Origin of the sequence: Caulobacter zeae, from assembly GCF_002858925.1 — a bacterium.
Lineage (GTDB): Bacteria > Pseudomonadota > Alphaproteobacteria > Caulobacterales > Caulobacteraceae > Caulobacter > Caulobacter zeae.
Genome location: NZ_PJRS01000018.1, coordinates 104,959 through 128,122, shown reverse-complemented (window position 1 = coordinate 128,122; position 23,164 = coordinate 104,959). Strand labels below are relative to the sequence as shown.

The 23,164-nt window shown below is 68.7% G+C and carries 26 protein-coding genes and 2 tRNA genes; 18 read left to right on the top strand and 10 right to left on the bottom strand.

What is annotated here, in order from left to right:
* The first annotated feature begins 134 nt into the window (after positions 1-134).
* The 4 genes from SGCZBJ_RS09700 to SGCZBJ_RS09685 are packed head-to-tail and all read left to right on the top strand — an operon-like array spanning position 135 to position 4,054.
* Positions 135-497 (top strand): response regulator transcription factor, encoded by a 363-nt coding sequence (locus tag SGCZBJ_RS09700; protein ID WP_205685356.1) that lies wholly within the window; start codon positions 135-137, stop codon positions 495-497.
* The gene (locus SGCZBJ_RS09695) at positions 494-1,576 is read left to right on the top strand and encodes a YaiO family outer membrane beta-barrel protein (protein ID WP_101717795.1); all 1,083 of its coding nucleotides are present in this window, start codon (positions 494-496) and stop codon (positions 1,574-1,576) included. Before SGCZBJ_RS09700 ends, SGCZBJ_RS09695 begins: the two co-directional genes overlap by 4 nt.
* Positions 1,577-2,620 (top strand): HEAT repeat domain-containing protein, encoded by a 1,044-nt coding sequence (locus SGCZBJ_RS09690; RefSeq protein ID WP_101717794.1) that lies wholly within the window; start codon positions 1,577-1,579, stop codon positions 2,618-2,620. It abuts the gene before it with no gap.
* Between the two features lie 3 nt (positions 2,621-2,623).
* Complete coding sequence (locus SGCZBJ_RS09685) at positions 2,624-4,054, top strand: glycosyltransferase family 2 protein (RefSeq protein WP_101717793.1); 1,431 nt, start codon at positions 2,624-2,626, stop codon at positions 4,052-4,054.
* A gap of 12 nt (positions 4,055-4,066) precedes the next feature.
* Here SGCZBJ_RS09685 and SGCZBJ_RS09680 read toward each other — a convergent pair whose 3' ends face one another.
* From SGCZBJ_RS09680 to cobA, 5 genes are read right to left on the bottom strand one after another with little or no spacing between them, the layout of a single operon-like run.
* On the bottom strand, positions 4,067-4,810 hold the full coding sequence (locus SGCZBJ_RS09680; protein ID WP_101717792.1) for a phosphoadenylyl-sulfate reductase: 744 nt from the start codon (positions 4,808-4,810) through the stop codon (positions 4,067-4,069).
* On the bottom strand, positions 4,810-5,352 hold the full coding sequence (locus SGCZBJ_RS09675; RefSeq protein ID WP_101717791.1) for a DUF934 domain-containing protein: 543 nt from the start codon (positions 5,350-5,352) through the stop codon (positions 4,810-4,812). The genes SGCZBJ_RS09680 and SGCZBJ_RS09675 overlap by 1 nt, the downstream gene beginning before the upstream one ends.
* Entirely contained in the window at positions 5,336-6,994 is a 1,659-nt protein-coding gene (locus SGCZBJ_RS09670; protein ID WP_101717790.1) for a nitrite/sulfite reductase, read from the bottom strand. Before SGCZBJ_RS09670 ends, SGCZBJ_RS09675 begins: the two co-directional genes overlap by 17 nt.
* Positions 6,995-7,003: 9 nt before the next feature.
* The gene (locus SGCZBJ_RS09665; RefSeq protein ID WP_101717788.1) at positions 7,004-7,372 is read right to left on the bottom strand and encodes a DUF2849 domain-containing protein; all 369 of its coding nucleotides are present in this window, start codon (positions 7,370-7,372) and stop codon (positions 7,004-7,006) included.
* A complete protein-coding gene (gene cobA / locus SGCZBJ_RS09660; RefSeq protein ID WP_101717787.1) occupies positions 7,369-8,232 on the bottom strand; it encodes a uroporphyrinogen-III C-methyltransferase in 864 nt (287 codons plus the stop codon). Before cobA ends, SGCZBJ_RS09665 begins: the two co-directional genes overlap by 4 nt.
* 225 nt (positions 8,233-8,457) lie before the next feature.
* Between cobA and gcvA the strand changes: the two genes are divergently transcribed.
* The 3 genes from gcvA to SGCZBJ_RS09645 are packed head-to-tail and all read left to right on the top strand — an operon-like array spanning position 8,458 to position 10,083.
* On the top strand, positions 8,458-9,414 hold the full coding sequence (gcvA, locus tag SGCZBJ_RS09655) for a transcriptional regulator GcvA (RefSeq protein ID WP_101717786.1): 957 nt from the start codon (positions 8,458-8,460) through the stop codon (positions 9,412-9,414).
* 52 nt (positions 9,415-9,466) lie between these two features.
* Positions 9,467-9,802 carry a chorismate mutase gene (locus SGCZBJ_RS09650; RefSeq protein ID WP_101717785.1) on the top strand — a complete coding sequence of 112 codons (336 nt, stop codon included), beginning with the start codon at positions 9,467-9,469 and terminating at the stop codon, positions 9,800-9,802.
* Positions 9,799-10,083: a hypothetical protein gene (locus tag SGCZBJ_RS09645; protein ID WP_101717783.1), complete on the top strand. Its 285-nt coding sequence runs from the start codon at positions 9,799-9,801 to the stop codon at positions 10,081-10,083. The genes SGCZBJ_RS09650 and SGCZBJ_RS09645 overlap by 4 nt, the downstream gene beginning before the upstream one ends.
* Positions 10,084-10,169: 86 nt before the next feature.
* Here SGCZBJ_RS09645 and SGCZBJ_RS09640 read toward each other — a convergent pair whose 3' ends face one another.
* A complete protein-coding gene (locus tag SGCZBJ_RS09640) occupies positions 10,170-10,862 on the bottom strand; it encodes a siderophore-interacting protein (RefSeq protein ID WP_205685355.1) in 693 nt (230 codons plus the stop codon).
* Positions 10,863-11,047: 185 nt separating this feature from the next.
* Here SGCZBJ_RS09640 and SGCZBJ_RS09635 point away from each other — a divergent pair, with 185 nt between their 5' ends.
* Positions 11,048-11,866, top strand: a complete 819-nt coding sequence (locus tag SGCZBJ_RS09635) for an AraC family transcriptional regulator (RefSeq protein ID WP_101717780.1) — start codon at positions 11,048-11,050, stop codon at positions 11,864-11,866.
* Here SGCZBJ_RS09635 and SGCZBJ_RS09630 read toward each other — a convergent pair.
* The gene (locus SGCZBJ_RS09630; protein WP_101717778.1) at positions 11,863-12,201 is read right to left on the bottom strand and encodes an Hpt domain-containing protein; all 339 of its coding nucleotides are present in this window, start codon (positions 12,199-12,201) and stop codon (positions 11,863-11,865) included. The two genes, SGCZBJ_RS09635 and SGCZBJ_RS09630, sit on opposite strands and share 4 nt — an antisense overlap.
* Positions 12,202-12,285: 84 nt before the next feature.
* On the opposite strand from SGCZBJ_RS09630, the gene SGCZBJ_RS09625 reads away from it, so the two are divergent.
* From SGCZBJ_RS09625 to SGCZBJ_RS09615, 3 genes are all read left to right on the top strand, one after another.
* A tRNA-Lys gene (locus SGCZBJ_RS09625) sits at positions 12,286-12,361 on the top strand.
* Positions 12,362-12,548: 187 nt separating this feature from the next.
* A tRNA-Lys gene (locus SGCZBJ_RS09620) sits at positions 12,549-12,624 on the top strand.
* 181 nt (positions 12,625-12,805) lie between these two features.
* Positions 12,806-14,137: an MFS transporter gene (locus SGCZBJ_RS09615; RefSeq protein ID WP_101717777.1), complete on the top strand. Its 1,332-nt coding sequence runs from the start codon at positions 12,806-12,808 to the stop codon at positions 14,135-14,137.
* Positions 14,138-14,249: 112 nt separating this feature from the next.
* Here SGCZBJ_RS09615 and SGCZBJ_RS09610 read toward each other — a convergent pair whose 3' ends face one another.
* Entirely contained in the window at positions 14,250-15,248 is a 999-nt protein-coding gene (locus SGCZBJ_RS09610; RefSeq protein ID WP_101717776.1) for an MDR family NADP-dependent oxidoreductase, read from the bottom strand.
* A gap of 190 nt (positions 15,249-15,438) precedes the next feature.
* On the opposite strand from SGCZBJ_RS09610, the gene SGCZBJ_RS09605 reads away from it, so the two are divergent.
* On the top strand, positions 15,439-16,077 hold the full coding sequence (locus tag SGCZBJ_RS09605) for a hypothetical protein (protein ID WP_133149221.1): 639 nt from the start codon (positions 15,439-15,441) through the stop codon (positions 16,075-16,077).
* Here SGCZBJ_RS09605 and SGCZBJ_RS09600 read toward each other — a convergent pair.
* Together SGCZBJ_RS09600 and SGCZBJ_RS09595 are read right to left on the bottom strand one after the other, a co-directional pair.
* Positions 16,074-16,913: an SDR family NAD(P)-dependent oxidoreductase gene (locus SGCZBJ_RS09600; RefSeq protein WP_101717774.1), complete on the bottom strand. Its 840-nt coding sequence runs from the start codon at positions 16,911-16,913 to the stop codon at positions 16,074-16,076. The genes SGCZBJ_RS09605 and SGCZBJ_RS09600 overlap by 4 nt on opposite strands.
* Positions 16,914-16,915: 2 nt before the next feature.
* Positions 16,916-17,230 carry an REDY-like protein HapK gene (locus tag SGCZBJ_RS09595; protein ID WP_101717773.1) on the bottom strand — a complete coding sequence of 105 codons (315 nt, stop codon included), beginning with the start codon at positions 17,228-17,230 and terminating at the stop codon, positions 16,916-16,918.
* A gap of 121 nt (positions 17,231-17,351) precedes the next feature.
* Here SGCZBJ_RS09595 and SGCZBJ_RS09590 point away from each other — a divergent pair, with 121 nt between their 5' ends.
* From SGCZBJ_RS09590 to SGCZBJ_RS09565, 6 genes are read left to right on the top strand one after another with little or no spacing between them, the layout of a single operon-like run.
* Positions 17,352-18,236: a polysaccharide deacetylase family protein gene (locus SGCZBJ_RS09590; RefSeq protein ID WP_101717772.1), complete on the top strand. Its 885-nt coding sequence runs from the start codon at positions 17,352-17,354 to the stop codon at positions 18,234-18,236.
* A 5-nt stretch (positions 18,237-18,241) separates the two neighbouring features.
* A complete protein-coding gene (locus SGCZBJ_RS09585; RefSeq protein WP_101717771.1) occupies positions 18,242-19,048 on the top strand; it encodes an HpcH/HpaI aldolase/citrate lyase family protein in 807 nt (268 codons plus the stop codon).
* Positions 19,049-19,059: 11 nt separating this feature from the next.
* Entirely contained in the window at positions 19,060-19,581 is a 522-nt protein-coding gene (locus SGCZBJ_RS09580; protein ID WP_101717770.1) for a MaoC family dehydratase, read from the top strand.
* Between the two features lie 2 nt (positions 19,582-19,583).
* The gene (locus tag SGCZBJ_RS09575; protein WP_101717769.1) at positions 19,584-20,765 is read left to right on the top strand and encodes an acyl-CoA dehydrogenase family protein; all 1,182 of its coding nucleotides are present in this window, start codon (positions 19,584-19,586) and stop codon (positions 20,763-20,765) included.
* On the top strand, positions 20,765-21,931 hold the full coding sequence (locus SGCZBJ_RS09570; protein WP_240621464.1) for a CaiB/BaiF CoA transferase family protein: 1,167 nt from the start codon (positions 20,765-20,767) through the stop codon (positions 21,929-21,931). The genes SGCZBJ_RS09575 and SGCZBJ_RS09570 overlap by 1 nt, the downstream gene beginning before the upstream one ends.
* Positions 21,928-23,037: a CaiB/BaiF CoA transferase family protein gene (locus SGCZBJ_RS09565; RefSeq protein ID WP_101717768.1), complete on the top strand. Its 1,110-nt coding sequence runs from the start codon at positions 21,928-21,930 to the stop codon at positions 23,035-23,037. The genes SGCZBJ_RS09570 and SGCZBJ_RS09565 overlap by 4 nt, the downstream gene beginning before the upstream one ends.
* Positions 23,038-23,164 lie beyond the last annotated feature (127 nt).

The window sequence follows — 23,164 nt, the reverse complement described above, 5'->3', positions numbered from 1 at the left end:
GCGAGATGTTCGCGCTGGCCTCCCCGACCGTTCTGCACCACTCTGAATTGGTGTCGCGACTCCCTTGAAGCTCAGCTTGCAGGCGAGGAATGGTGTCCAGGCGATCTGAAAGTAACCTTGCGTCCTCTCCTTCGGTGCTCATCGCCGACGATGACGCCCTGCTTCGCGAGATCCTCGAGCATAAGCTCAGCATGGCGGGCTACGCGGTCACGGTGTTCGAGGACGGACGCGCCGTGCTGGAGGCCGCCCGCACCGAGCGGCCGCACGTCGTCGTGCTGGACGGCATGATGCCGATCATCGACGGGTTCGAGGTCCTGCGCCGGATGAAGGGCGACGACACCCTGCGCGACATCCCCGTGGTCATGCTGACCGCCCTGAGGGGCCGCAACGACATCGTCACCGCCCTGAACCTGGGCGCGGCCGACTACCTGCCCAAGCCCTTCGATCCCGACGAACTTCTGGCCCGCCTGTTCCGCATCGCCCCGGTGGCCGCATGATCGAAGCCGTCGCGGTCCAGGCGCCGGAGACGGCCGATCCGGCCTATGCGGCGGCGGTCCAGGCCCGCCAGGCCGGCCGCACCGCCGAGGCGATCGCCGCCTTCGACCTGCTCGCCAGGCAGCGCCCAAAGGACCCCGACGTCTGGCTGAACCTGGGCCTCTCGCGGATGGCCGCCCAGCGCTACGCCGAGGCCGACCGCGCCTTCGAGACGACCCTCGCGCTGGCGCCGGACTACCGCGACGCCCGCATCGCCTATGCCCGCTCGGCCCTGTTCGCCAGCCGTCCCGAACTGGCGCGCCGACGCCTGGCGCCGCTGCTAGCGGCTGCTCCGGACGACGCCGAGGCGAAAGGGCTCTCGCAACAGATCGCCGCCACCCTGGCCATGCCGGGCGAGCCGACCTGGCGGCTGGACGTGGCCTATGCGCGCAGCGAACTGACCAAGGACCTGGGTCACTGGAGCTCAGCGACCATCGCCCTGTCGAAACGGATCGATCCGGACACCACCCTGGGCGGCTCGATCGAGCACACCGAGCGCTTCGGCGTCTCCGACACCTATGCCGAGGCCTTGGTCGCCCGTAGGTTCAGCTCGCGCGTGGACGGCTTCGTCGCCGTCGGCGGGGCGCCGGACGCCGACTATCGGCCGGAACTGTCGATCCGCGCCGGCGGTTCGGTCGGCCTGCTCACCGAAGGCGACTGGCGGGTCCGCCTGGGCCTGGACGCGGTCTGGTCGCGCTACGCCGTGGGCGAGGTCAAGAGCCTGCAACCCTATCTGACCCTGGCCGCCGGACCCGTGTCGCTGACGGCGCGCTCCATCAACACCGAGGACGAACGCGGCAAGCATCAGTCCGGCTACACGCTCAGCGGCGAGTGGTCGGCGACCGAGCGCCTGCGTCTGCGCCTGGGCTATGCCGACGCCCCCGAAAGCGCCGACGGGAACACCGTGCCCGTGGAAGCCGTCTCTGGCGGTATCGCCTACGACCTGACGCCGCGCTGGACGGTGCAGGTGGTCGGGGCGCACGAGAAGCGCACGGCCTATGACCGCGACGAGGTCGGGGTCGCCGTCACCCGACGGTTCTAGATGTCTTCCCTGACGCTGATCTGGGTGGTCGCCCTCGTCCTGATCGGGGCCGCGCTGACCTGGATGAGCGGTCTGATCGTCGCGCGCTTCGTCAAGGAAAGCCGCTCAGCCACGCGCGCAGGCGAACGGAAACTGATCATCCAGGCGCTCTCGGGCCTGCTGCGCGGCCAGACGGAGGCAGTCAGCGCGCTTTCCCCCTTCGTGCGACAGCCGCAAGTGCTGGCCGAGGCCATCCTAGACTTCCAGGGCCTGATCCGCGGCGCCGACCAGGAGCGCGCCATGGGCGCCCTCAGAAGCCTGGGCCTGATCGAGGCCCTGGAAGAGCGGATCCTGCACGGCTCGCGCGACGAGCGCCTGACCAGCGTCGAGGCGCTGGCCGCGCTGGGCGGCGAAGAGGTCAAGGCCGCCCTGCGGCGGGCCATCCGCTCCAAGGATGCGAACGTACGCATGGCCGCGATCAAGGGGCTGGCCGACGCAGGCGCGCCGCCGACGCCCTCGCGCCTGCTCGACTATGTGGGGACCGGTGAGCTGACCCCGTCGCGGATCTTCGCCGAGGTGATGCGGCAGGCGGTTGCCGGCGCGCCCGGGGAAGGACTTCTCGCCCTTGGCCGACAGGATCTTACGCCGTTGATGCGGGCCGTGTTGCTGGACGCCCTCGGACGCTCCGGCGCCTACGAGGCCGTGCCGGCGCTGGCCGCGGCGGCGACCGACCCGGATCCGGATGTCCGTACGGCCGCCGTGCGGGGTCTTGGCCGCCTTCAGCATCCGGCGGCCGCAGAAACCTTGGCCGGCGCCCTCGCCGACCCGACCTGGACCGTCCGCTCGGCGGCCGCGGAAGCCGTCGGCGCGGCGGGCCTGGTCCGCCTGGCCCCGACGCTCGCTCCCCTGCTCGACGATCCCGAGTGGTGGGTGCGCTTTCGGGCGGGCGACGCCCTAGGCAGACTGGGCAAGGCCGGTCGCGGGCTGCTGGAAGCCGCCGCGGCCGACGACGCCCGGCCGATCGCGCAACGCGCCGCCGAGCGCGCCCTGGCGGAAGGCGCCTAGGCGATGCCCGAACTGGAAACCCTCGCCCTCGCCGTCGTCCGCTTCGCCGAAGCCATCGCCTGGGCCGTGATCGCCACCGGCCTGGCCCAGAACGCGCTCTACCTCTACCAGCTCCTGCTGGCCGCCCGGGCGCTCTCGCAGGCGCCGCCGGTCAACCAGGCCGCCCTGCTGTGGCGTCGATACGCGGAGGCCGCCCCGCCGATCACCCTGATGGCGCCGGCCTACAACGAGGCCCTGACCATCGTGGAGAGCGTCAGGTCGCTGCTGGCCTTGCAGTACCCCCACTTCGAGGTCGTGGTGGTCAACGACGGCTCCAAGGACGAGACGTTGCAGGTGCTGGTAGACGCCTTCGAGCTGCACCCGGTCGAGCGGCACTACGACCTCGCCGCCCCTTGCCAGAGGATCCGCGGCCTCTACGCCGCCGCCAACCAGCCGCGCCTGCTGGTCGTCGACAAGGAGAACGGCGGCAAGGCCGACGCCCTGAACGCGGCCATCAACCTGTCGCGCTCGCCCATCGTCTGCTCGATGGACGCCGACAGCCTGCTGGAGGTCGACGCCCTGCTGCGCGCCGTCGCGCCTTTCGTGGAAGACCCTGAACGCACCGTGGCCGTGGGCGGCACCATCCGCATCGCCAACGGCTGCAAGATCTCGTTCGGCCGGGTGGTCGAGGTGGGCGTGCCCAGGAACATGCTGGCCCGCCTGCAGACCATCGAGTACCTGCGCGCCTTCCTGATGGCTCGGCTGGCCTGGAGCCGCATCTCGACCCTGACCATCATCTCCGGCGCCTTCGGCCTCTTCCGGCGCCAGGCGGTGCTGGACGTCGGCGGCTACAGCCACGGCACCGTCGGCGAGGACATGGAACTGGTGGTCAAGCTGCACAAGCACTACCGCCGCCTGCGCAAGCCGTATCGCGTGGCCTTCACGCCCGAACCCGTGTGCTGGACCGAGGCGCCGGAAACCATGGCCGTGCTGTCACGACAACGGGCGCGCTGGCATCGCGGAGCGCTGGAGACCTTCTTCCGCCATCGCGACATGATCCTGAACCCGCGCTATGGGCGGATCGGCGTCGTCGGTTTCGGGCACATACTGGTGGTCGACGTACTGGGACCGCTGATCGAGATCTTCGGCTACGTGCTGATCCCGGCCTTCTGGCTGCTGGGAGTGCTCGACGTCGAATACCTCTGGGCCCTGCTGGCGGTGACCTTCGGTTTCGGCATCGTCATCAGCGTCGGCGCGCTGGCCCTGGAAGAGACGGAGCTGCGCCGCTTTCCCAACGCCCGCAGCCTGGCCGTGCTGATGGGCGCGGCGATCCTGGAGAACTTCGGCTATCGCCAGATCAACAACTTCTGGCGGCTGCGCGGGACGTGGCAGTTCCTGACCGGCGCCCAGGGCTGGGGCAAGATGACCCGCAAGGGGTTCTCGTCCCAGGACTGAGCCCGCCAGAGACTAGATGTCGCCGCCGACGTTCGGGGCGACGCCCGGCGCGCGAGCGACGTGGATGCCGCACTCGGTCTTGTCCTGGCCCTGCCAGCGGCCGGCGCGGACGTCGGCGTTGGGGTCGTCGACCGGCTTGGTGCACGGCCAGCAGCCGATCGACGGAAAGCCTTGTGCGACCAGCGGGTGGGCAGGAAGCTGGTGCTCGGCGACATAGGCGTCGAGCTCGGCCTTGCTCCAGTTGGCCAGCGGATTGAACTTCAGCTGGCCGTCGGCGTCCTCGACCACGGCCAGTCGCAGCCGGTCGCCGCCGTGAAAGCGCTTACGGCCGGTGCACCAGGCCGAGAAGTCCGCAATGGCGCGATCCAGCGGCAGCACCTTGCGGATGTGGCAGCAGGCGTCGGTGTCGGTGCGCCACAGGTCCGACCGCGGATCGGTCACCGCCAGGTCGGCGAAGGCCGGCCGCAGGTCGCGCACGTCGGTCAGGCCAAGCTCGGCGGCCAGGCTCTTGCGGTAGTCGAGGGTCTGGCCGAACAGCATGCCGGTGTCGAGGAACAGCACCGGAATGTCCTTGGAAACCTGGCTGGCCAAGTGCAGCAGCACCGCCGATTCCGCGCCGAACGAGCTGACCAGGGCCAGCTTGTCGCCGAAGGTTTCGTAGGCCTTGCGCAGGATGGCCAGCGGATGGGCGTCGCGCAGTTCGGCGTCCAGCCGCGCCGCCAGGGTCGGCGCGGCGTCGGTCTGGTCGTAGGCCATCAGAGCGCGCCTTCCTTGGCTTGGGCCTGCGCCCGCTCGTCGGCGGCGATCGGACGAGCGTCGACCGCGCGCTGATAGACATGGCGGAAGCGGTTGGCGGCCTTGGTCCAGGCCTCCGGCGTCGCGCCGTCATTGGGCTCGAAGGCGTCGAAGCCGCAGCGGACCATGAAACCGGCCTGCTCCTGCAGCACGTCGCCGACGGCGCGGACCTCGCCCTCGTACTTCAGGCGTTCACGCAGCAGCCGGGCGGAGGTGTAGGCGCGGCCGTCGCGGTACTTCGGGAAGGCAAGGGCCACCACCGACAGGCGCGGCAGGTCGTAGGCCAGGGCCTCGACCTCCTCGGCCGGCTCGATGCGCACGCCCACGCGGCGGCTGTTGGACGACAGCAGCGTGTCGCCCTCGGCCTGGAAGCGCGCCAGCGACAGGATGACGTCGCCGGCCTCCGGGATGGCGTCCTCGTCGGCGACGTGGACGAAGGTGTTTTCAGCCCACTGGGCCGCTTGTTCGCCAGTTGGGCCTGCGAGCTTAATCAGCTTGGGCATAGACCGCTTCCTTGAAGGGCTCGAGGCCGACGCGGCGATAGGTGTCGAGGAAGCGTTCCTCGCCCTGGCGCGCGGCCAGATAGGTGTCGACCAGGGTGTCGATGGCGGGGGCGACGCGATCGGCCGCCAGGGCCGGGCCGAGGATCTTGCCGATCGAGGCGTCTTCCGCGCCCGAACCGCCGAGCGAAAGCTGGTAGAACTCCTCGCCCTTCTTATCGACGCCCAGGATGCCGATGTGGGCCACGTGGTGGTGGCCGCAGGCGTTGATGCAGCCGCTGATCTTGATCTTCAGCTCGCCGATCTTCTCGGCCCGGTCGGGGTCGGCGAAGGTCTTGGCGATGTCCTGGGCGATCGGGATAGCGCGCGCATTTGCAAGAGCGCAGTAATCCAGCCCCGGGCAGGCGATGATGTCGCTGATCAGGTCGATGTTCGGCGTCGCCAAACCCGCCGCCTCCAGCGCCGCGTGAACGGCGGGCAGGTCGTCGAGCTTGACGTGCGGCAGAACCAGGTTCTGGGCGTGGGTCACGCGCAGGTCGTCCAGGCTGTAGCGCTCGGCCAGATCGGCCGCGACGTCCAGCTGGTCGGCCGTGGCGTCGCCCGGCGTCTGGCCGACGGCCTTCAGCGAAACCTCGACGATGGCGTAGCCCGGCTTCTTGTGGGCCTTGACGTTGTTGCGCGCGAAGCGGGCCAGGGCGGGGCTTGCGGCCTTGGCGGCCTCGAAGGCTTCAGAGCGGGCCGGCAGGGCCTCGAATGGGGTCTGGGCGAAGGCGCCGCGGATGCGGGCCAGTTCCAGGTCGCCCAGGTCGGCGCGGCCTTGATCGATCTTGGCCCACTCTTCCTCGACCTGACGGCCGAACTCGTCGGCGCCGAGGGCGGCGACCAGGATCTTGATGCGGGCCTTGTAGATGTTGTCGCGGCGGCCGTGGCGATTGTAGACGCGCAGCACGGCTTCCAGGTAGCTGAGCAGGCTGGACGCTGGCAGGTGCTGCTTGATCGTCGGGCCGACATAGGGCGTGCGCCCCTGCCCGCCGCCGACGATCACCTCGAAGCCCAGCGAGCCGTCACGGGCCCGGCGCAGGATCAGGCCGATGTCGTGCACCTTCACCGCCGCGCGGTCGGTCAGGGCGCCGGTGATGGCGATCTTGAACTTGCGCGGCAGGTAAGAGAATTCCGGGTGCAAGGTCGACCACTGGCGGATCACCTCCGACCACACGCGCGGATCGTCGATCTCCTCGGCGGTCGCGCCGGCATAGGGGTCGGCCGTGGTGTTGCGGATGCAGTTGCCGCTGGTCTGGATGGCGTGCAGATCGACCTCGGCCAGGGCGTCAAGGATGTCCGGCGCGTCCTTCAGCTTGATCCAGTTGAACTGGATGTTCTGACGCGTGGTCATGTGCCCGTAGCCCTTGTCGTAGGTGCGGGCGACCCAGGCCAGGCGGCGAGCCTGGCGGGAATTGAGCGAGCCGTAGGGGATGGCGACCCGCAGCATGTAGGCGTGAAGCTGCAGGTAGAGACCGTTCATCAGGCGCAACGGCTTGAACTGGTCCTCGGTCAGCTCGCCGGCCAGGCGGCGCGTGACCTGGTGGCGGAACTCGTTGGAGCGGTCCGTCAGGAATTCGCGGTCGATGACGTCGTACTGATACATAGGGTCGGCCTACTTGCGGCGGATCAGGTCGACACGGCCCGTCGAGCGGGCGGCGCCGGAAGCGTGGCGGATGGCCTCGACGACGGCTCCGCCCTCGGCCTGCTTGCCGTGGAGAAGCTCGTTGGTCGGACCCAGGGCGCGGATGCGCTCGCGATAGCTGACCGGGGCGAGACCGAGGCCTTCGACGGTAATCAGGTCGATCGGATAGGGATCGACGATCACGGTCGGGGCGGCCTTGCCGGCGGCCACGGCGGCCTCGACCTGCTCACCTTGCTCATCGTCGAACAGCTGGGCGTCGCCGAAGCCGTCCACCCACGCGCCGTCCTTCCAGAAGACGACCTCCCCGTCGATCAGGCGATTGGCGGTCACGGCTTTCATTGGCCCGAACTCACGTTTTGAACTTCGAAGGCGGCGAGCGTTGCGGTCTCGCCGGGAACTTTGACATCGGCCATGGCCATGGCCTCGCCGACCATCAGCAGCGCCGGGCCCTTCAGGCCCTCGGCGGCGGACGCAAGGCCGGCCAGGGTGGTCAGGATGCGGCGCTCGTCGGCGCGACTGGCGTTCTCGACGACCAGCGCCGGCGTCGCACCGGCGCGGCCGGCGGCCGTCAGGCGCTCGGCGATGAAGCCGGCCGTCGAGACGCCCATATAGACGACGACGGTCTGGTTGGGACGCGCCAGGGCGGCCCAATCGAGGTCAGGCTCGCCGTGGGCCGCATGGCCGGTGACGAAGGTGACCGCCTGGGCGCTGCCGCGATGGGTGAGGGGCGCGCCGGCGCCGGCGCTGGCGGCCAGAGCCGCGGTGACGCCAGGCACCACGGTGCAATCGATGCCGGCCTCGCGACAGGCCGAAAGCTCCTCGCCGCCGCGACCAAACAGGAAGGGATCGCCGCCCTTCAGGCGCACGACCTCCAGCCCCTCGCGGGCCAGGGCGACCAGCAGCTGGTTGATGTCGTCCTGCGGCAGGGTGTGGCGCGACTTGCGCTTGGCGACGTCGATGCGGCGGGCCTGGGGCGCCAGGTCGAGGATCTCGGCCGAGACCAGGCCGTCGTGCACCAGCACGTCGGCGGCTTGCAGGGCCTTCAGCGCCTTGATGGTCAGAAGATCAGGATCGCCGGGACCGGCGCCCACCAGCGTCACGCGCCCCACCGCGGGCCGCACGCCATCGCCGCCGCGCAGCGCGACCAGACGGGGTTCAGCCTTGCGATCCCCAATCCTGCGGTCAAAGGGCGACGCCATGCGCGATCCCAGGTCCTCTAAAAGCGTCCGACGGACGTGCGAAAGCGGCGCGAGCCGCCATGGCCCCGCCGCTGGATCCAAAAGAAATGCGGGGCGAACCCTAGGGTCCGCCCCGCCTCTCGCTCACCGATGAAAAGGGCCAATCCATCAGCGAACGCTTGCAAACTGGTCGCGGGCAGGCCAATTCGCAAACAAGGACTTCTGCCGGGGCGTTCAGTAAAACTCATGGAACGACAGACCGAACGGCGCCGCCTTCCGCCTCTCAACGCCCTGCGGGCTTTCGAGGCCGCGGCGCGTCACCTGAACTTCAGCCGCGCCGCCGACGAGCTGTCGGTGACGCCTGGCGCGGTGAGCCAGCAGATCCAGAATCTCGAGGACTATGTCGGCGCGGCCCTGTTTAAGCGCACGCCCAAGGGCCTGCTGCTGACCGATGCGGCCCAGACCGCACTGCCCGCACTGCGCGAGGCCTTCGACCGCCTGGCCGAGGCCGCCTCCTTGCTCACCGCCGCCGTCGACGGCCGCCGCCTGACCCTGACGGCCGCCCCGTCGTTCGCCGCCAAGTGGCTGGTGCCGCGCCTGGGCAAGTTCGAGCAGGCCCAGCCGCAGGTCGACGTCTGGCTGTCGGCCGGCATGGAGGTCGTCGACTTCGCCGCCGGCGAGGTGGATCTCGCCATCCGCTACGGCTCGGGCCGCTATCCAGGCCTGGAAGTCACGCGGCTGATGAACGAGACCGTGGTGCCGGTCGCCAGCCCTGAACTTCTGACCGATAACCCGCTGGAATCGCCCGAGGATCTGGCGCGGCACATCCTGTTGCACGACGGCTCGCCCGACGCTGACGATTCGTGCCCGGACTGGGCCATGTGGCTGGCCGCGCGCGGCATCAAGGGCGTCGACGGCGCCCGCGGCCCGCGCTTCAACCAGTCGAGCCTGGTGATCGAGGCCGCCGTCAACGGCCGGGGCATCGCCCTGGCCAAGCGCACCCTGGCCCAGGCCGACCTCGACGCCGGGCGGCTCGTGATCCCGTTCGACATCGCGACCTCGGTGGACTTCGCCTACTACGTCGTCCACCCCAAGGCCAAGGGCCGCCTGCCGCAGGTGAAAGCCTTCGTGAGCTGGCTGAAGGACGAGGCCGTCGCCCACGAAGCCGCACTGCTCACCATCGACAATGGAGCCGGTATCTAGGGGGCCGGCATCTAGGCTGGAACGGCGCAGCCAAACCGGCTTAAAGGGGCGCATGATCAAGACGACTCTTACCGTCGACGAGCGCCTCGCCCCCGCCGACTGCCAGACCATGCTCGACGTCCGCCAGGGCGTGGACGCTCTGGACCGGGCCCTGGTGGCCCTGCTGACCGAGCGCCAGGGCTACATGGACGCCGCCGCCCGCATCAAGGCCGACCGCTCCAAGGTGTTCGACCGCGCCCGCATCGAGGACGTGGTCGACAAGGTCAAGGCCGCCGCCCGCGAGGCCGGCCTGTCGGAAGCCATCGCCGAACCGGTTTGGCGCACCCTGATCGACCGCTGCATCGCCTACGAGTACGACAGCTGGGACCGGACCAAGGGCGACGCGTGACCAAGGAAGAGATCGACAAGCTCCTGGACGACATGGCCGCCGAGGCCGCCGCCAAGGGCGATGACGACCTGCGACCGGGGCTGCTCTACCTGAACGCCCGCCTCTACGGCACCGAGATCCGCACCGAAACGGTGTCGGCCGTTCGCGGCCAGCGCTATCGCGGCATCAGGGTGTTCGTCGGTCGCGAGTACGAGACCCGGATCCTCACCCGGAAGGAAGCGGCCTCGCTCGAGGTCGGGGCGTTCGAGGACCTGACGGAGTCGATCCCGAACCCGGTGTAGATTCGGGCGGGTTCGCCCCATCCTGCCGGCCGCCGCCGCTCCGCCTTCGGCCCCAAAGAGCCCAACGCTCCGCCAGGTGATGGACATCAGTCCAGCCCCGTCTTGCCGGGCGCCCAATAGGCCTTGGCCAAGAGGCGCCTCGGCGCGACGCCGCGCGCCTTGAGGCCATTGCGAATCCGCTGGATGGCGCCCGCCCTCCCCGTCAGCACGAAGGACGCGCCGAGGCCACTCAGCGAGGCGAGCGCATCGGTCATCGTCTCCAGGTGGGCGTCGTCGGCGCGCTTGCGAAACAGCGCCGCCCGGGAGAGCCCGAGCCGATCGGCGACCTGGGCGGCGGCGTCGAGATCGGTAACTTCAAAGGCGCAGGCGACGCTCCGGGCAGGGTCTTGCATCGCCAGCGCATAGGCCAGCCCCATCGACGTCTCGTCGCCGAAGACGGCCAGGGGGCCTGTGAGTCCCTCGACGTCGAGCGAGGCCCGGGGCCCGAAGACGTCGCACTCGACACCGGGCTCCAGCGATCGCAGCCAGTCGGCGCCGGGCCCCTCGCCATGCGCATAGCCCAGGATGCGGGTCCGCCCCGAAGCCTCCCACGACATCGGCGTATAGGTGCGGGCGACGAAGGCCGAGCCCATCGCGACCTGGATCTTCTGCCCGGGCGCCCACGCGGCGCCGGCCAGCTCCGGCCCCTCCAGCGTCACCAGCGAAAAGCGCTCGGCCAACGTCTCGGTGGAGACCACCCTGGCGCGTCGCATCAGCAAGCGGACCAGGACCTGGCTCAAGCGCCCCGGCGCCCTGCCCGTTCTCGTGCTGGCCAATTCGGTCACCGTCATTCCTTTCCGGATGCGTGAAGCCGAAGCGATCTCGACTTCCTCCGACCGATCGATTAGCCAGGGCTGGCAATGGCGTCATTCCGAAGGATCGCCAGAATACTATTCAATCCCGCCAAGCGTCCGAAACCCGCGCCATGCCGATCCTGAGCGAGCTGCTTTCGAAAATCGACTGGGTCGAGCCCGACGAGGTTCCCCGCCCGATCGTGGTGTTCGGGACGATGATGGACGAGGCCGGCGCCATCGAGCTCGACCTCCACCGACACCAGAAGGGCCAGATCATCCTGGTGCAGCGCGGGGCGCTGAGCTGCGAGGTCGAAGGCGGGCTCTGGATCGTGCCGCCCCGCAGCGCGATCTGGATCCCCGGCGGGGCGCTGCACGCGATCAAGGCCAGCGGCGCGCTCGAGGGCTACAACGCCTTCATCGATCCCGCGGTCGCCGCAGGCCTGCCCGCAACCTGCTGTGCAGTGTCGGTGACGCCGCTGCTCAAGGAGCTTCTGGCCCGGGCCGCGCACCTGCCCTACCTCTACGAGGAAGGCGGGGCCAATTCGCGCCTGGTCTCGGTGCTGCTCGACGAAGTGGCCGCGGCGCGGGTCGAGGACCTGCACCTGCCGATGCCCAGCGATCCCCGCCTGCGCAGGATCGCCGACCAGATGATGGCCGCGCCCGCCGAGCGACAGGACCTGGCCGCCTGGGCCAGGCAGGCAGGCATGAGCGAGCGAACCCTGATGCGGCTGATCGACCGCGAGACGGGCATGAGCTTCGGGCGTTGGCGACAACAGCTGGGCGTGGTGCTGGCCGTCAAATGGCTGGCCGCCGGCGCGTCCATCCAGAAGGTCGCCGCCGACCTGGGCTACGAAAGCGCGCCCAGCTTCGTGACCATGTTCCGCAAGGCGCTGGGCGCCTCGCCCGGCCGCTACATGGCCGAGCGCCATCCTGGGCGGGCCCTGGGCTAGCCCCGCAACGACCTTAGCGCCTGCTCGTGGACATAGGCGGCGATATCCAGCAGCACCAGGTCGAGCGCCGTCTTCACCTCGTGGAGACTGGCCGCGCCATCCTCGGCCCCCTGGCACACCTCGCCGAGCGTGACAGCCCCGATTCCACGCGCCGCGCCCTTCACCGTATGGACCGCGTCACGCCAGCCGGGATGATCCGGGGTCAGCAGCGGGGTCCACAGCGCGGCCTGTTCGCGAAACAGCGCCAGCACCTCTTCGATGACCGTCTGGTCGCCCATCGCGAACCCTTCCAGGTAGGCGAAATCCACGGCTCCGCTGATATCTCGCCTGGCCATCGAAAAAGTCCTTGCGCTCTCAAATTCATTGCGTATGTTCCGCGCCTCGCCGCCGGGACGCTTCAGCGCTTCGGAATCGCGAATGGGTGTATAGCTCAGTTGGTAGAGCAGCTGACTCTTAATCAGCGGGTCCAAGGTTCGAATCCTTGTACACCCACCATTCTCCTCAATACTTGATCCGATAAGAACTTCCCCTCACGGGGAGGCGCTTTCGCGTATCTGCGTTTCGTCCGGGTGCGACGAATATATCCACACCTTCTTGTCTAAATTGGATTGCGCTCCCCGCGTCTTGGGGTATGTATCGCGCCTCGCCGTTGGGGACGCGCAAGCGACTTCGAAACGCGAACGGGTGTATAGCTCAGTTGGTAGAGCAGCTGACTCTTAATCAGCGGGTCCAAGGTTCGAATCCTTGTACACCCACCATTCTCTCTTCAAGTTGTTGATCTGAAGCCGGATGGCCGCGAAAGTGGCCGGCGCCGTTGCTTCGTGCAGCCGCACTAGATCTCAATCGACGATTGTCCGACTGTCGGGCGCCGTCATGGGCGGCCGCTTGCGGTGACGTTTCACGCCTAGCGTCGCTGATCCTTCGCAATGGATCCGCGCCATGACCGCCGCCAAACCGCCCTCGCCTCACCGCCTGCCCCTGCTCGTCCACGCCGGCTATGGCGCGGGCCAGATCGCCGGCCAGGTGTTCCGCGACGCGCCCTCGCTGCTGCTGCTGTTCTTCATGACCAATGCACTGGGCGTGGAGCCCGCGCTGGCGGGCGCGGCGATCTTCTTTCCCAAGCTGTTCTGGGGCCTGATCTCGGACCTGACCGTGGGGCTGGTCTCCGACCGCTGGAAGGCGAAGATCCCGCGCCGCCTGTGGCTGCTGGCCGGAGCGGTGCTGGCGCCGGTCGCCCTGATTCTGCTGTTCCATGTGCCCGGCGGCTCGCCGACGGCCAGCGCCGCCTATGTGGCCGGCGCCTTCAGCCTCTACATGCTCGTGTTCGGCGCCTTTTCGGTGCCGTACCTGGCGATCGGCACGGAGCTGTCGGACGATCCCAAGGAGCGGACGGTGGTCATGGCCTGGCGGATGGGCTTCTCGGCCATCGGCCTGCTGGTCGGCAACGCCCTGGCGCCGGTGCTGGTGCAGACCTGGGGCGGCGGACGCCCGGCCTATTCGCAGATGTCGCTGGTGCTGGCCGGTGTCTGCGCGGTCAGCCTGCTGATCGCCTTCCTGGCCTCGCCACGCCCCGTCGTGCAGGCCGCCACCCAGCCGGCGCTGCGCCTGAAGGCGATTCTCAGCGCCCTGACCGACAAGGCCTTCCGTCCCCTGCTGGGCGCCTACCTGCTGCAGCTTATCGGCTCGGGCCTCGGCTATGCGGCGATGATCTACTTCCTCAGCTACAACATGGGCCGCAAGGACGCGCTGACCCAGATCGGCCTGATCGTGCTGGTGATGAGCGCCGTGGTCATCGCCGCCCAGCCGCTGTGGATCAAGCTGTCGGCCGCCTTCGGCCGCAAGCGGATCTATATCGCCGCGGCGCTGGGCCACGCCCTCGTGCAGGCCCTGTGGGGCGTGATGGCCGGCGCGCCCCTTGGCGCGATCTACGCCGTGGTCGTGCTGTTTGCTTTGTTCAACTCGGGCTGGAGCCTGATGGGCTACAGCCTGCTGTCGGACGTCATCGCCCAGGACGAGGCCGAGCATGGCGAAAGCCGGGCCGGCGTGTTCTCGGCGCTGTGGACCGGGGCCGACAAGATCGGCTTCGCCCTTGGCGGCACCCTGCTGACCGGCCTCGTCCTGTCGGCCTTTGGCTTCTCCAGCGCCCTGGCGGTGACCGGCGCGGCCCAGCCGGGCTCGGCCCTGGTCGGCGTGGCCATGGCCTTCGCATACGCCCCGGCGGCGTTCAACCTGGCGGCGGCGGCGCTGTACGCGAAATTCGGGAAGGCTTGAGACCGCTCCAAAGCAAAGGGGCCGACGCACTGCGCCGGCCCCTAGGTCCCGGATAGCCGCTGCGCGGCTTCCGGGATGACGAGTTATTTGAAGCGTTGGCGGAAGGTAAGCCTCAGCCCACCTTCACCAGCGTCTTGCCGGTGTTGGCCCCCTTCATCAGGCGCTCGAACTGGGCCGGCGCAGACTTGAGCCCCTCGCCCAGGTCCTCGACCTGCACCAGGCGGCCTTCCTTCAGCCAGGGCTCGGCTGTCTTCACCCACTCGTTCCAGCGCGGATAGAAGTCGTAGACCACCAGGCCCATGACGGCGGCGCGCTTGCCTACGATGGGGCCCAGGCCGAACTGCGGCGGCGGACCGTCGGCGTGGTAGTGAGCCGACAGGCCGCAGATCACCACGCGGCCGTAGGTCTTCAGCAGACCGAACACCGGATTGAGGATCGGCAGGCCGACGTTCTCGAAGTGGACGGTGGGGCCGCCGTCGGTCAGGGTCTTCAGTTCGTCGGCCCAGCCTTCGTTGCGGTAGTCGACCGCGGCGTCGAAGCCATAGCGCTCGACCACCTGGGCCACCTTGTCGGCGCCGCCGGCGATGCCGACCGCCTTGGCGCCAAGGATCCTGGCGATCTGGCCCGCCGTGCCGCCGACGCTGCCGGCGGCCGCATCGACCGTAAAGACGTCGCCGGCGCCGACCTTGGCCAGTTGGGTCACGCCCGCCCAGGCGGTCAGGCCCGGCATGCCCAGCACGCCCAGGTGATTGGAGACGCCCAGCGCTGGATCGACCTTGCGGGCGAACTTGGCGTCCATCAGGCCCACTTGCGCCCAGCCGGCCTCGCCGATCACGTGGTCGCCCGGGGCGAAGTCCGGATGGCCCGAGGCGATGACCTCGGCCACGGCCGAGCCCGGCAGGGTCTCGCCCGGCGCCGGGCGCGGCTCGCCCATGTGCCGGCCGCGCAGCCGCGAGCCGAGATAGGGGTCGAGGGACAGGTACAGCACCCGCACCAGCAGCTGGCCGGCGGGCGCCGTGGTCGGCGCCACGCGCTCGACCACCTCGAAATCGGCGGCGACGGGCACGTCCTCGATCACGCGCTTGAGGACGACTTCCAGTGATTTGCTCATGACGCTGCTCGCGGAGAAAAAACGAGCGTTGACCCTAGCCGTCGGCGGCCCACCATCTCCGGTCGGCGGCGAGTTTCATCACCAGCCGAACTTTCCGGCGCACGCGCAGTGCGCCTTCAGCCGCAACCTTGAGCGGAGCGGCCGATACATGAAATAAGCGATGCTTCCAACCGGGGGATCCTGCTTGTTCGTGTCAACCGCTCGCCTGGCTCTCGCGGCCGGCATGATCCTGACGGCCGCGGCTTGCACGCCGCCCGCCAAGCCCGTGACCGATCCCAAGGTCGACGCCGTGCTGGAACGCTCACGCACGACGCGAGCCACCTATGCGGCCTATGCCTGGGTGAATGTCGAGCGGCCGAATGAAGACCCGACAGTAGAGTGGTCGGCCGAGTTTCACAGCGGCGACAAGCACCGCGTGGAGACCCCGGCCGATCGCATCGTGGCCGATTGCGCCGCCGGCACGGGCAAGATCTTCAACATCGCCAGCGGCGAGGTTCGCGAAGGGCCGGAATACGCCCGCTCGGCCTGCGGCGTGAACAGCAACAACGAGCTTCTTGAAAAGGCCCATGTCGGCGCGCGGCAGACCCCGACCGGTCCGGTCGACCGCATCCGCGTGGCCGACGCCGAGCTGGTGAGGATCTACGACATCGACCAGAACGGCGTGATCCTCGGCACGACGTTCAAGCTCAAGAGCGAGAACAACAAGACCGTCCTGAGCGTGCTCAAGACCGTGGTCGAAGGCGACCTGCCCGCGCCGGACATTTTCGACGAGGCCTCGCTCCAGCGCAGCGTCGTCCCCGATCGCTACAAGGTCGCGCCCAAGACCTAGTGCGGCTCCTCGCCGCCCGAAACATTCATGCTCTCGGCAGTGATGTACTTGGCCTCGTCCGAGCACAGAAAGGCCACGGCGTCGGCGGTGTCCTCGGGCTTGCCGGGGCGGCCCAGCGGGATGCGGGCGGCCATGGCGGCCAGATAGGCCTCGACCGAGGCCGCGCCGGTGACCTTGGCGAAGTACTCGTTCTGCCAGGCGCCTAGGCCCGTGGTCACGTGGTTGGGGCAGACGTTGTTGACGGTGATCTGGTGCGCGCCCAGCTCGATGGCGGCCGAGCGGGTCAGGCCCACCAGGCCGTGCTTGGAGGCGGTGTAGGCCTGGGCGTGCGGGAAGCCCGACTTGGCCGCCTGGCTGGCGATATTGACGATGCGGCCGCCCGTGCCTTGCGGGATCATCACCTCGGCCGCGGCCTTTAGGCCGTAGAAGCAGCCGGTCAGGTTGACGTCGATGACCGCCGACCAGTCCTCCGGACGGACCTCCATCAGCGGCTTCATGATGTAGCCGATACCGGCGTTGTTGACCCAGATGTCGAGCGAGCCGTGGGTTTCCTTGGCATGGTCGGCCAGCGCCCGGACCTCGTCCCAGCGACGCACGTCGCAGGGCCGGATGCTGGCCGACCCGCCGTACTGGCGCAGATCGGCGGCGATCGCTTCCATCTCCTCGGTCCCGCCGATCATGCCGGCGGGTGTCGAAGGATCGACGGAGCGACCGATGTCGGAGACGACCACCGCCGCTCCCTCCTGCGCCAGGCGTCGAGCGATGGCCTCCCCCAGGCCTCCGCGCCGACCGGACCCGGTGACGACCGCCGTCTTGCCTTCGAACCGTCCCGCCATGCTCAACCCACCTTCTCGGTAACGATGAAGGTGGTGTCGGCCAGGGCCTGGAACTCGGCGGCGATCGCCTGCATCGTTTCCGTCGCGACATCGGCCCCGAAGGCGTCCATGTCGGCGACGTCGATGATCTCCACGTACTGGTAGGGCGGCGCAGCGTCGGTCCCGAGCAGGGCGGCCGACCGGAAGACCTCGAACTTGTCGATCGACTTCAGGCCGTTGACGGTCGGCAGGTCGCGTTCCTTGGCCCAGGCCTCGTAGTCGGCGACCGAGACGCCGGGCTTCAGGTTGAACAGGGCGACAATCCGCGTGACGGCCATCGGGCGCTCCCTCCGTTGCGGCTCCCATGCCGCCGTGAAGATTTGGAGGCCGCACGCTGGAGCGCCGCACCGAAAGGCGCGAGCGCCGCGAGCGAAGTGACCGCCTACTGGAGAAAGCCCTATGCCCGCACCTGACGACTTCCGCTGGCCGGACGGTTCGCGCCTTGCACTGTCGATCGTCGTCAATGTCGAGGAAGGCGCCGAGCACAACATCCGCGACGGTGACAAAGGGCCCGAGCCGGTCGACGAGCTGGGTGCGGTTCCCAAAAAGCCGATGCGGATGCACGGCAGCGAGAGCAACTATCTCTACGGGATCAAGGCCGGCGCGCCGCGCATCCTGCGGATCCTCGACCAGCACGGGATCGAGGCCACCTGGACAGCCGCCGCGCTCGCCCTGGAACGCGCGCCCGAGCTGGCCGCCGCCATCCGCGCCCGCGGCGACGAGGTGGCCGCCCACGGCTATCGCTGGACCCACCAGTTCTGGATGGACGAGGCCAAGGAGCGCGAGTTCATCACCAATGCCGCCGACTCGATCGAGCGGACGATCGGCACGCGCCCATCGGGCTGGCTGTCGCGCTACCTGCACACCGACAACACCCGCCGCCTGATCACCGAGGCGGGCTTCAGCTATCACATGGACGATTATTCCGACGACTTCCCCTTCTGGGACCGCGTCGAGACGGCGGACGGGCAATCGAAGCCGATGGTCATCCTGCCCTACGCCATGGACTCCAACGACATGAAGTTCTGGCTGGCCCCGTCGCTGACCGCCAAGGACTGGCTGGACTACGCCGTGGCCACCTTCGACGAGTTGCACGCCGAGAGCCAGGAAGTCGGGGCGCGGATGATGAGCCTTGGCCTGCACCTGCGGATCATCGGCCGCCCGGGCCGCATCGGCGCCTTCCGCAAGTTCCTCGACCACGTGACCGCCCAGGAGGGCGTTTGGATCGCCTGTCGGAGAAAAATCGCCCAGGCGTTCGCTGAGGCCGTGCCGATAGGCGATTGACGCCTATGACCTTTCGCTCGCTGCTCTTCGTGCCCGGGACGCGCCCGGATCGCTTCGGCAAGGCGCTGGACGCTGGGGCCGACGCCGTCTGCATCGACATGGAGGACGCCGTGCCGCCGGCCGGCAAAGGCGAAGCACGCGCTTCCGCCCTCGCCTTCCTCGCCGTGCCACGCACTGCCGCCGTTGGCCTGCGGATCAACGGCGTGCGCACGCTGGAGGGCCTGAAGGATCTGGTCGCCCTGGCCGAAAGCCAGGCGCGGCCCGACTTCCTGATGATCCCCAAGGTGGCTGCTCCCGAAGACCTGCTGACCGCCGGCGAAGTGCTGCCGGGCCTGCCCCTGTGGCCGGTGGTCGAGTCGGCCGAGGGTCTGCGCCGCGCCTTCGAGATCTGCGCAGCCCCCGGCGTGGCCGGCGCGCTGTTCGGCGGCGCGGACCTGTCGGCCGACCTGGGCTCGACCATGGACTGGGACGCCCTGCTGCTGGGCCGCGGCACGCTGATCGCCGCCTGCGGCCGGGCGGGCGTGGCCTCACTGGACGTGCCGCACCTGAACATCGCCGATCCGGACGACCTGACCGCCTCGACCCTGCGGGCCAAGGCCCTGGGCTTCACCGGCCGGTCCTGCATCCACCCGGCCCAGGTGGCCGCGGTGAACGCCGCCTACACCCCCTCGCCCGCTGAGATCGAGCGCGCGCAGCGCGTAGTCGAGGCCTTCGACGCCGCCGGCGGGGCCGCCGCCCTGCTGGACGGCAAGCTGATCGAACTGCCGGTCATCCGCACCGCACGGCGCGTGCTCGACCGCGCGCAAGTCTAGGAGACTCCCCCATGTCGCAGAACTGGAAAGAGGTCGGTCCTCAGCGCTACCGCGAGACCTTCGGCCGCTATTTCGAGGACTTCATCGTCGGCGACGTCTACGAGCACCGCCCCGGCAAGACGGTGACCGAGTACGACAACCACCTGTTCACGCTGCTGACGCTGAACACCCACCCCATGCACTTCGACGCCGAGTTCGCCAAGGCCTCGGAGTTCAAGAAGAACCTGGTGGTCAGCCCCTACACCCTGGCCCTGCTGATCGGCATGAGCGTGACCGACGTCTCGCAGAAGGCGATCGCCAACCTCGGCATGGACGAGGTGAAGTTCAGCGCGCCGGTGTTCGCCGGCGACACGATCTATGGCGAGAGCGAAGTGCTGGCCAAGCGCGAGAGCAAGTCGCGCCCCGGCCAGGGCATCGTCACGATCCTGACCACCGGCAAGAACCAGGACGGCACGGTCGTCTGCACCTTCAAGCGCAACATGCTGATCCCGGCGCGCGGCCACGCCGTCGAGGACAAGGTCGGGAACTACTGACGATGAGCGAGATCTCGGAAGCCGACGAACGCGCCATCCTCGACGCCATCGACAAGTGGCTGGAGAAGAAGGTCGCCCCCGTGGCGATGCAGCTCGAGCACGACGACGAGTATCCCCATGCCCTGGTCGAGGACATGAAGGAACTGGGCCTGTTCGGCGCCCTGATCGATCCGGAGTACGGCGGTCTGGGCCTGTCGGCTCTGACCTATTCGCGGATCGTCACCAAGATCAGCGCCGAGTGGATGAGCCTGACGGGCGTCTTCAACTCGCACCTGATGATGGCCATGGTCGTGCAGAAGTTCGGCACGCAGAAGCAGAAGGACTTCTGGCTGCCCCGCTTCGCCAGCGGCGAGCTGCGTGGGTGTCTGGGCCTGACTGAACCAGACGCCGGCACCGACCTGCAAGGCATCCGCACGGTGGCAAGGCGAGACGGCGGCGACTACGTCGTCAACGGCGCCAAGACCTGGATCACCAACGCCATCGAGGGCCACGTCTCGGCCCTGCTGGTGAAGACCGATCCCGAGGCCCAGCCGCGCCACAAGGGAATGAGCATGCTCATCACCCCCAAGATCGATCCCGAGACGCGCGCCCCGATCCCCGGCGTCAGCAACGGCCGCAAGCTCGAGAAGCTGGGCTACAAGGGCATCGACAGCGGCGAGTTCATCTTCGAGGACTATCGCTGCGACGCCGAGCTGTGCCTCGTCGGCGGTGAAGAGGGCCAGGGCTTCGTCATGGCCACCGGCGGCCTGGAGATCGGCCGCATCAACGTCGCCGCCCGCTCGGTCGGCATCGCCAAGCGCGCGCTGGCCGAAAGCGTCAAGTACGCCCAGGTCCGCAAGACCATGGGCAAGCCGATCGCCCAGCACCAGGCGATCCAGCTGAAGCTGGGCGAGATGGGCGCCAAGACCCGCGCCTCGGAGCTCCTCGTGGAAGACGCCGCCAAGGCCTACGACCGCGGCGAGCGCGTCGACATGGAAGCCGGCATGGCCAAGTACTATGCGTCGGAGACGGCGCTGTACGTGGCCACGGAGGCCATGCGCATCCACGGCGCCTACGGCTATTCGAAGGAATATCCGATCGAGCGGCTGTTCCGCGACGCCCCGCTGATGTGCATCGGCGAAGGCACCAACGAGATGCAGCGGATCATCATCGCCCGCCAGCTCGTGGCCCGGAACCCGGTCTGATGCGCGTGCGTCGCCCCCTGGCGGGGATCAAGGTGCTGGCCGTCGAACAATACGGCGCCGGCCCCTACGCCACCCAGTTGATGGCCGAGCTGGGGGCCGAGGTCGTCAAGATCGAGGCTCCGGCCATGGGCGGCGACGTCAGCCGCGCCACCGGTCCGTTCTTTCTGGGACAGGCCGACAGCCAGTTCTTCCAGACCTTCTCGCGGTCGAAGAAGTCCATCGCGCTCGATATCAAGACCCCCGAGGGCCGCGCGGCCTTCGAGGACCTGGTGGCCCAGGCCGACATGGTGGTCGACAACCTGCGCGGCGATCAGCCGGGCAAACTTCGTCTTACCTACGACGACCTGAAGGGCGTCAATCCTGCCATCGTCTGCGGCCACCTTTCCGCTTACGGGCGCGGCAACAGCCGGGCCGGCTGGCCGGGCTACGACTACCTGATGCAGGCCGAGGCCGGGCTGATGAGCCTGACCGGCGAGCCGGACGCACCGCCTGCGCGGCTGGGCGTGTCGATGGTCGACTTCATGACCGGGACCATGCTGGCCTTCGGCGTGGTCAGCGCCCTGCTGTCGGCCCGTACGACCGGCGAAGGCTGCGACGTCGACGTCTCACTGTTCGACGTGGCCCTGCACCAGCTCTCCTATCCCGCCGTCTGGGCGATGAACGAGGGCTACAAGGTCCAGCGCCTGCCGCGCGGCGCCCACCCGTCGATCGCGCCGTCCCAGGCGGTCAAGACGGCCGACGGCTGGGGCCTGGTGATGTGCCAGACCCCCAAGTTCTGGGAAGCGCTGTGCGATCTCGCCGGCGCCGCCGAGCTGAAGGCCGATCCGCGCTTTGCCGACATCCCCAGCCGCCACGCCAACCGCCCGGCGCTGAGCGAGGCGATGGACGTGCTGTTCGGGACGAGGACCACTGCCGAGTGGACTGCTCTTCTAGGCGGCAAGGTGCCCTTCGCCCCGATCCTGGAAATGATGGACGCGCTCGACAATCCGTTCGTGGCCGAGGTCGGCATGCGTGACGTCGTCGACCATCCTGACCGAGCGGAAGGCTTGGCCATGCTGGCCTGCCCCGTGAAGATCGATGGTGAACGGATGCCGGGAGCGCGGGCGCCCAAGCTCGGCGAGCATACCGACGAAGTCTTGAATTCCATTGGGGGAGCAGCCTCGTGAAGCTGGAAGGCGTCCGCGTTCTCGACCTGTCGTTCTTCCTGCCGGGGCCGATGCTGACCCTGATGATGGCCGACCACGGCGCGGACGTGCTGAAGATCGAGCCGCCCGGCGAAGGCGATCCGGCCCGCGAGATCGGCTATCGCAAGAACGGCGCGAGCGTCTGGTTTCGCAACACCAGCCGCGGCAAGCGCAGCATCCAGGTCGACCTCAAGTCGGCCGAGGGCCGCGCCCTACTGCTCGACCTGGCCGCCGAGGCCGACGTGGTGGTCGAGGCCTTCCGGCCCGGCGTCATCCAGCGGCTGGGTTTCGACTACGAGGCCGTGAAGGCGCGCAATCCGGGCATCGTCTATGTGGCAATCTCGGCTTTCGGGCAAACAGGACCCTATCGCGACCGGCCCGCACACGACATCGCGGTGCAGGCCCTGGCCGGCATGGTTTCCTTGAGCGAAGGCTTCGACGGCAAGCCGACCCCGCCGAACATGCCGGTCGCCGACGCCCTGGCCAGCCTTACGGCGCTGTCGGGCGTGCTGATGGCCCTGCTCCGGCGCGAGAAGACCGGCCAAGGCGACTACCTGGACGTGGCCATGTACGACAGCCTGCTGGCCTGGACGCCCAACGTCACCGGCAAGATCTTCGCGACCGGCGAGGCCCACGTTCCGAAAGACGAGCGCTCGTGGGGCGGCAACGCCATGTACGGCCTCTATGAGTGCGCCGATGGCCAGTGGATCTGCCTGGGCGGGTCCGAGGTGAAGTTCGCCCGCAACCTTCTGGCTGGCCTCGACCGCCTCGACCTCCTCCCCTATGCCGAGCTGCAACCCGGCCCCGGCCAGGAGCCTCTGCGCGCTTTCCTGCGCGAAGCCTTCGTCACCAAGACGCGGGCCGAATGGGAGGCCTGGTTCGAGGGCCGCGACGTCTGCTTCGCGCCCGTGCGCACCTTGAAAGAAGCCTTCGAGGATCCAGCCATGGCCGCGCGGGGCATGCTGTCGCGCGACGTCGACGGCAACGAGATCGTCGGCACGCCGATCCTGTTCAGCCATGAACCGGCGATCATCGACCCGGTTCCGCCTGTCCTGGGCGCGGGTCCGGCGGGGTGGCGGGGCCGATAGCCTCCCCCTTCCAAAAGCTTGTCGTCCCAGCCAGAGCGCCAGGACGACGAGCAAGTTGGAAGAGGAAGACGTCAGGAACCCGTCCGCTCGCGCTCCATCTGGGCCAGCAGCATCGGCCCGGCCTCCA